3 protein-coding genes are annotated in these 2316 nt (G+C 61.1%); all 3 read right to left on the bottom strand.

Annotated elements, in window-relative coordinates:
* Positions 1-199: 199 nt before the first annotated feature.
* A complete protein-coding gene (locus RDM88_RS12665) occupies positions 200-397 on the bottom strand; it encodes a DUF6809 family protein (RefSeq protein ID WP_308755183.1) in 198 nt (65 codons plus the stop codon).
* 97 nt (positions 398-494) lie between these two features.
* The gene (locus RDM88_RS12660; RefSeq protein WP_308755182.1) at positions 495-1202 is read right to left on the bottom strand and encodes a VTT domain-containing protein; all 708 of its coding nucleotides are present in this window, start codon (positions 1200-1202) and stop codon (positions 495-497) included.
* 64 nt (positions 1203-1266) lie between these two features.
* Positions 1267-2316: phosphoribosylformylglycinamidine synthase subunit PurQ (locus RDM88_RS12655; RefSeq protein ID WP_308755181.1), on the bottom strand; the 1050-nt coding region annotated here is incomplete at its 5' end.

Here is a 2316-nt window from a genome sequence, read left to right as displayed (position 1 = left end):
GGCGCCGCCGACTTTGGCCGAAGGCCAACCGGAGGCGGCGCGGGGGTCAAGGGGGCGCAGCCCCCTGCGGTTTCTTTCCCCTATTTCTTGTCCGTACAAGAAATAGGGTCGCTGTCGGTCGACTACCGACAAGCCCTGCCGCCCGATGAGCGGCAAATCCAATGGGGCGCTCTGGAGGGACGCGCAAAAGCCCTTCAGATCATGAATCGTCCTCGTCGGACATAAGCTGTACGCCTTGGCGCATACCTTTGCGAAAGGAGCTTTCGCTGTCCAGCTCGGCCAGAAGCCCGAGGTCGTCGATGATACGCAGAAGCAGTTTCCTGCGGGGCTTATCAAGTGTCTGCCGAAGCAGCTGTGTGTTGCAGGAAATCCGTCCTTGGATACGGTCGCGGTCCATAACCATCACCTCTGAAATTATTGTAATGGATTCCTTCCGCTCCGTTAGGGGAAAAGCGACCTATTTCAAAAGGCCCGCCATTTTGGCGGGCCTTTCGCTAATTTTGTTTTCGCTCACGGAGCTTTTTCAAAATTTTGGGGCTGAAGATCATGCCGCAGACGCCGATCGCGGAGGCGATGCAGAAGATAACGATGGACTTTCGGTAATCCCCCTCGATGAGCGTGCCGCTCGCGAAGGTGTCGCAGAGAATCATCGGGACGCGCGCCGCCATTGAAATCAGGATGAAGCGTTTGAAATCGAGCGGCGTAAGGGCGGCAAGATAGGTGAACACATCCTTTGGCATGGCGGGGATGAGGTAGAGGATAAAGACGATATTTCCCAGCTTGTCGGCGTCCCGGAGGAAGGAGAGCTTCTCCTGCTTTTCCCTTGGGAACATCCGGTCGACGACGGGCTGGCCGTACCGCTTGACGGCGAGAAAAACGATCGTGCTGCCGATGAATATCCCGGCCAGACAGACGAACAGGCCGCCGAACGCCCCGTAGGTGAGCCCGGCCGCAAGCTGGATGGGCAGGGCGGGGATGACGCCCGAGACCACCTGCACCGTCTGGATCCCGATGAGCGCCAGCACGCCGAGCATGCCGAAGGATTGCAGCTTCTCCTGGAAGCGGGCCATGTTTTCCGGTTCCATAAGCCCCTTGATCACCGGGTAGTACCGCCAGGTCATATAGAGGAGCGCGCCCACGACGGCCACGGTGATGACCGCCGTGAGCAGCCACTTCCAGCGGCGCTTTTTCTGCTCGGCCATCGCGGTTCGCATCCTTTCCGGTAATTTGGCGCGGGCTTCATATTCCGCCGCCCCGGGCGGCAAATCATTTAAAGTAGTTCACCGCGTTGCCGAAGAGGTCCTGGAAGCAGCTGCCGCCGACATTCTTATAGAGTCCGTCGACATACCGCTCGGTGTGCCCCATCTTGCCGAGGACGCGGCCGTCGGGAGAGGTGATACCCTCGATGGCGCAGTAGGAGTTGTTGGGATTAAAGCGGATATTACGGGTCGGGCAGCCGTCGAGGTCGACATACTGGGTGGCGATCTGGCCGTTTTCGGCGAGCCGGTCGATGAGCGCCTGCGGCGCGACGAACCGCCCCTCGCCGTGGGAAATCGCGATCGTATGGATGTCGCCCGGCTTCATATCGGCGAGCCAAGGGGACTTGTTGGAGGCGACGCGGGTGCGTACCAGCATGCTCTGGTGGCGGCCGATCGAGTTATAGGTGAGGGTCGCGCAGCTTTCGTCCATGTCGCGGATTTCGCCATAGGGGACGAGCCCGAGCTTGACAAGCGCCTGGAAGCCGTTGCAGATGCCGAGCATAAGGCCGTCGCGGTTTTTGAGCAGCTCGTGCACCGCGTCGCGGATGCGCGGGTTGCGCAGGAAGGAGATGATGAACTTGGCCGAGCCGTCCGGTTCGTCGCCGCCCGAGAAGCCGCCCGGCAGCGCGATGATCTGCGACCGCGCGGCCGCGTCCGCGAAGGCCGCGACGCTTTCGGCGATGTCGGCGGCGGAGAGGTTGCGCACGACGAAGATCTCCGATTCGGCGCCGGCGCGCGCAAAGGCGCGGGCGGTGTCGTATTCGCAGTTGGTGCCGGGGAAGACGGGGATGAGAACCCGCGGACGGGCGGCTTTCACCGACGCGGTAAGTTTGCCCTGGGATTCATAGTTGTATGCAGGCGCCGGCTCGTCGCTGCTCGGAGAGAGATAGGGGAATACTTTTTGTAATTTACCCTCCCAGCTATCCTGGATGTCATCAAGCGAAATGAGGTCGAAGCCGTAGCGGATGGCATAGGCGGGGGAGACGGAACCGATGCAGGGCAGGCCGTCGAGCGGTTCGGAGGCCTCGATGAGGAAGCCGCCGTAGAGCGGCTCGAA

Source organism: uncultured Anaerotruncus sp. (assembly GCF_902490045.1).
Classification (GTDB): Bacteria; Bacillota; Clostridia; order Oscillospirales; family Ruminococcaceae; genus Anaerotruncus.
This window is presented reverse-complemented; position numbering and strand designations above follow the sequence as displayed.

Bases quoted from the DNA above. Each gene is read 5' to 3' on its own strand.
- RDM88_RS12665 (WP_308755183.1), bottom strand. From the start codon at position 397: ATGGACCGCGACCGTATCCAAGGACGGATTTCCTGCAACACACAGCTG.
- RDM88_RS12660 (WP_308755182.1), bottom strand. From the start codon at position 1,202: ATGGCCGAGCAGAAAAAGCGCCGCTGGAAGTGGCTGCTCACGGCGGTC.